Origin of the sequence: Mesorhizobium sp. M7A.F.Ca.AU.002.02.1.1 (assembly GCF_003998535.1) — a bacterium.
Taxonomy (GTDB): domain Bacteria; phylum Pseudomonadota; class Alphaproteobacteria; order Rhizobiales; family Rhizobiaceae; genus Mesorhizobium; species Mesorhizobium ciceri.
Genome location: NZ_RZPB01000447.1, coordinates 1 through 5111, shown reverse-complemented (window position 1 = coordinate 5111; position 5111 = coordinate 1). Strand labels below are relative to the sequence as shown.

Genomic DNA, 5111 nt, shown 5'->3' with positions numbered 1-5111 from the left:
CAACGGAAGACTTTCGGATTTTGAAGGGCCCCGAATGCGCCTCCTGGCCAAGGAAATGAAACGATCGGCGCATCGCCTTTGTCTCCTGTGGTTAGCGAAGTCTTGAATTGGCATCGGGAAATTTTCGTCAAATTTGACGCAAGCAGGCTGAATTGCTGGCTTTGTATCCTTAACGAATTTCCGCGTTTACCTCTTGTTTTAGCTTTGTTTTCCTCAAATTAAGCACGCCATTTAACGACGGATTCAAGCCTGCACGGCATTCTCGAAAGCATCGGAAGAGCAGCCGCCAAGGACGAAAGAAGGCAGCTCTCGGGAGCCTGACAGGGGCCGGAAACAGGGGATTGAAATGGCACGTTTTGAAATGCTTGAAGCAGGTTTCGGCGCCATGGGGGCAACTGCCCAGGCCGACATCCTTTTCGAACTGGGCATGATGTATGCGACCGGCCGCGATTGCGAGACCGATGTCGTTGCCGCCCACAAATGGTTCAACATCGCCGCCATCAAGGGCTCGGCCCGCGCCGCGGAACTGCGCTCGGAACTGTCGGCGGCCATGTCGAAGGTCGAGATCGCCACGGCGCTTCGCGAAGCCCGCGAATGGATGACCATGCACTGAAATCTGCCAATCGCAGACAGGCCTATCGAAGACAGGGAAGCTCCGGGATCAAGGCCGCACAGACGGCCGGACCCGGCGAAATTGAAGGCCGCGCAAGACGGTCACGAGGGCAAGAGAAAGAACGCGGCAGGCCGCAAGGCCCAGTCGTGCGCGACACAGGGAAGCTGAGCGGGATTTTTAGGGGCGGGGCGCCTGGAGATTGCTCGACGGGCAAAAAAGCCACGACCAGCCGGAACAAGGCTGGCGTGGGTTTTTGCGTGGATGACGTCTTGCAGGCCCAATCGAGCGGCGCCAATGCGCCTAGACAGGCCGAATGAAGGATGAAATTGTCCCGCCTCTCTGGAAGAAGCGTGGCCGGGGCGGCCGCGCGTGAGTGGAGGAGTTCTACCATCATGAAAAAATTGAGTATTTTGAACGCGGCCATATTCGGCCTGATGATGAGCACGCCGGTCGCATTCGCCGACGATATCACCTTTGCGGTGATCGGCCCGATGACCGGACAGCTCGCCACCATCGGCGATCAGTTCAAGCAGGGCGCACAGGCCGCTGCCGATGCGATCAACGCCGCTGGCGGCGTCAACGGGTCGATGATCAAGCTTGATATCGAAGACGACCAGTGCGATCCCAAGCAGGCGGTGTCGGTTGCCAACCGCGTCGTCGCCGATGGCGTCAAGTTCATCGACGGCCATGCCTGCTCGGGTTCGAGCATTCCGGCCTCGGCCGTCTATGCCGAAGCCGGCGCGCTGATGATGAGCCCGGCTTCTTCCAACCCGGTGCTGACCGACGCGGCCGCCAAGGCCGGCTGGCCGACGATCATGCGCCTTTATACGCGTGACGATGCGCAGGGCGCCTTCATCGGCCCATGGATCGCCAAGAAGTTCGCCGGCAAGAATGTCGTCGTCCTGCACGACAAGAGCGCCTACGGACAGGGCGTGGCTGACGCCGTCAGGGCAACGATGAATGCCGGCGGCCTCAAGGAGGTCTACTATGACGGCATCAACGCTGGCGAGAAGGACTATTCGGCTCTCGTTACCAAGCTCAAGGACTTGAAAGCCGACGTCGTCTATTTCGGCGGCTACCATCCTGAAGCTGGCCTGATCCTGCGTCAGTCGGCGGAACAGAACCTGAAGTTCCAGCTGATCATGCCGGACTCCATCGCCTCGCCGGAATTCTGGCAGGTCGCTGGCCCGGCCGGCGAGGGCACCATGTTCGTCTTCCCGTCGGATCCGCAGGCAAAGCCGGAAGCCAAGGCAGCCGTCGAGAAGATCAAGGCCGGCGGTTTCGTGCCGGAGGGCTTCACGCTGTTCTCATACGCCACCATCCAGGCATTCGCCGAAGGCATCAAGCGTGCCGGCAGCGACGATCCGGCCAAGGTTGCCGAGGCGCTGAAGAACGGCACGCCGATCAGCACCGTCGTCGGTAATGTCACCTTCGACGAGAAGGGCGATCTCAAGAATGCCAGCTACGACATCAACCAGTGGCATGACGGAAAATATGCGCCGATCGCGCAGTAATCGCCGGCCCGGCGACTGAATAGCATAGGGAAATGGCCGGGGTCGTCCCCGGCCATTTTCTTGTTTGCCCTGTAGTCTGCCTTTCGAACCGTCAGCTGGCTACAGCGGCCGAAGCGGCTTGTTCCTCGACGAACCGTACCAGCACCGTCCCGTCGGTCACCTGCACGCCCTCGGTGGCGATCTCGGCGATCACGCCGTCATGCGGCGCGGCGATGGTGTGTTCCATCTTCATCGCCTCCAGGATCAGCAGCGGTTGACCCTTGATCACGGCATCGCCCTTTCCCACGCGCACCAGCTTGACCAGTCCCGGCATCGGCGCGCGCAGGCTGCCTGAACCCGCCGCTGCCTCGTCGGCTCGTGCGAGCGGGTCCGGCACCGTAAAGGTGTAGCCGACGGCGCCTTCGAACAGGGTGATGTGGCCTGGCCAGCGGGCGAGGCGTGGTGTTGAGCGAAAATCATGCGAATTGGTGTCGTCATAGGGCTTGTCCAGCGTCACCTGGAACCGCCCGTCATGCCGCACCGAAACTTTCGCCACGATTTCGTCTTCGCCAAACTTCAAACGTGTGCGTCGCGCCACGCTGTGGAAATGCGCATAACCGGCAAGCGACGACCACGGATCGTTGGGTGACGGCGATGCTCCGGCGCCGGAGGCCGCAACGGCCGCGGCAGCGATGGTTTCGCCGGTCGGCGGCGCGACCTCGGTCAGCGCCGTCTGGTGCCTGGCGATCAGGCTGGTGTCAACATCGCCTGCGGCGAAATCCGGATCGGCGGCGAGAGCGGCAAGAAAGGCGGTGTTGACGGTCGAGCCGGCGATCTCGGTCCGGGATAGCGCCGCGCCAAGCGCCTCCAGAGCCGCCTGCCTGTCCGTTGCGTGGACGACCAGCTTGGCAATCATCGGGTCGTAATAGGGCGAGATGGCGTCACCCGCTCGCACGCCAGTCTCGATGCGAATCGTGGCGCCTTGCGGGGCCGCATCCGGAAATTTCAGATGATGCAGCGTACCGGTCGCCGGCAGGAACCCTTTTGCCGCGTCCTCGGCATAGATGCGCGCCTCGAAGGCATGGCCGACGAGCGCGATCTCGCTTTGCGTCTTGGGCAGCTTTTCGCCTGACGCGACCCGCAACTGCCACTCGACCAGGTCGGTGCCGGTGACCATTTCGGTGACCGGGTGCTCGACCTGCAGACGGGTGTTCATCTCCATGAACCAGAAGCGGTCGGCCTTCAGGCCCTGCGAGGCATCGACGATGAACTCGATGGTGCCGGCGCCTGAATAATTGATCGCCTTGGCGGCCTTCACTGCCGCCTCCGTCATCGCCTTGCGCAAAGCGGGCGTCATGCCGGGCGCCGGCGATTCCTCGATCACCTTCTGGTGGCGGCGCTGCGCCGAGCAATCGCGCTCGTAGAGATGCACGACATTGCCCAAATTGTCGCCGAAGACCTGCACTTCGACATGGCGCGGCTTGTCGACATATTTTTCGACCAGCACACGGTCGTCGCCGAACGCGGCTTTCGCCTCGCGCCGTGCGCTGGACAACGCCTCGGAAAACTCATCGGGATGCTCGACCCGGCGCATGCCCTTGCCGCCGCCGCCGGCGCGCGCCTTGATCAGCACTGGATAGCCGATCTCGCGCGCCTTGGAGGCAAGCAGCACGATCTCCTGCGCCTCGCCATGATAGCCCGGCACGACCGGCACGCCGGCCTTTTCCATCAGCCGCTTGGCGGCGTCCTTCAGCCCCATGGCACGGATAGAGGCCGCGGATGGGCCGATGAAAATAAGCCCCGCCGCTGTCACCTGGTCGACGAAATCGGGATTTTCCGACAGGAAGCCGTAGCCGGGATGAATGGCTTGCGCACCCGTTGCCAGGGCCGCCGCGATGATCTTGTCGCCGCGCAGATAGCTTTCGCCGACGGGCGAGGCGCCGATATGCACCGCCTCGTCGGCCATCTCGACATGCAGGGATTTTGCGTCGGCATCCGAATAGATGGCGACGGTACGCACGCCCAGCTTCCGAGCCGTACGGATGACACGGCAAGCGATCTCGCCGCGGTTGGCGATCAGGATCTTGGCGAACATGGAGCCTCCGCATGTAAGGTTCGAAGTCCATGGGAAGCATGGCGCTTGAACACCCCCCTCTGACCGGCAGGACAGAGGGGGGTGCTGTCTCGCGAGCCTTTTAAGCCCTCGGAGTAAACCTCTCCCTTACCAGGGAAGTGCTCTACCTTGCGGTCGGCTGTACCTACTTCGAGGCCGCGATCTCGCAACTGCCGCCGGTCGTGACTTTGTAGTGGCCGCGGGTGGACTGACAGGATTTCATCGCCAACTCTTCGGCCGTCTTTTGAGATGGTGCGTTGAGGTGGCCGCCGCAAACTATGTACGACGACATTATCCGTGCGTAGGGAGTGGTTGCGTACGCTGAATGGCCACCGGCCGCGACATAGGCCTTGTAGGCCTTGGTGCAGGGATCCTTGGGATTTCGCGGCAGGTACGGCGGGAAACGCTTGTCTCCCTCGCTTCCCGCCAGTGAGCCGGCCATGCCCGCTCCGGATGCTGCGAACACCAGCAATACAGCCAATATCGCCATGGCTGTTCGCTTGGAATTCGTGGATTTCATTTTGTCTTCCCCAAGGAGAAAAACCGGGCGCTTTCCGGTCTATTTGGACGCGGCGATGCTGCAGGCGCCGGCGACGGTAACCTTGTATTTGCTTTTGCTGGCCTGACAGGATTTCAGTGCCAGTTCCGCCGCCGCCTTTTGTGACGATGCATTCAGCTTCACGCCGCAAACGAAGTACTCGGTCGCCGGAACGATTGGCGTCGCCGCGAAAGCCGAATGGCCTGCGGCTGCGAGATACGCTGCATAGGCCTTCCCGCAGCCCCCGGTGGTTCCTATAGGAATGGTCACCGGGTAGCGCACGTCGCCCTTGCTGCCTGCCAGCGATCCGGCCATGGCAGCGGTGGAGGCCGCCACCATCAGCAAGCCTGCGAC

Annotated in this window: 5 protein-coding genes; 2 read left to right on the top strand and 3 right to left on the bottom strand. The window is 62.1% G+C overall.

Annotated features, from left to right (window positions below):
- Window positions 1–346: 346 nt before the first annotated feature.
- Window positions 347–613 carry a sel1 repeat family protein gene (locus EN879_RS23680; protein ID WP_013532614.1) on the top strand — a complete coding sequence of 89 codons (267 nt, stop codon included), beginning with the start codon at window positions 347–349 and terminating at the stop codon, window positions 611–613.
- A gap of 392 nt (window positions 614–1005) precedes the next feature.
- Complete coding sequence (locus tag EN879_RS23675; RefSeq protein WP_013532613.1) at window positions 1006–2127, top strand: ABC transporter substrate-binding protein; 1122 nt, start codon at window positions 1006–1008, stop codon at window positions 2125–2127.
- A gap of 91 nt (window positions 2128–2218) precedes the next feature.
- On the opposite strand, the gene EN879_RS23670 is transcribed toward EN879_RS23675, so the two are convergent.
- The 3 genes from EN879_RS23670 to EN879_RS23660 all read right to left on the bottom strand — a co-directional run.
- Window positions 2219–4201: an acetyl/propionyl/methylcrotonyl-CoA carboxylase subunit alpha gene (locus EN879_RS23670; RefSeq protein WP_013532612.1), complete on the bottom strand. Its 1983-nt coding sequence runs from the start codon at window positions 4199–4201 to the stop codon at window positions 2219–2221.
- 163 nt (window positions 4202–4364) lie between these two features.
- A complete protein-coding gene (locus EN879_RS23665) occupies window positions 4365–4739 on the bottom strand; it encodes a hypothetical protein (RefSeq protein ID WP_024505729.1) in 375 nt (124 codons plus the stop codon).
- A 39-nt stretch (window positions 4740–4778) separates the two neighbouring features.
- A partial coding sequence (locus tag EN879_RS23660; RefSeq protein WP_245493856.1) for a hypothetical protein occupies window positions 4779–5111 on the bottom strand: 333 nt, incomplete at its 5' end.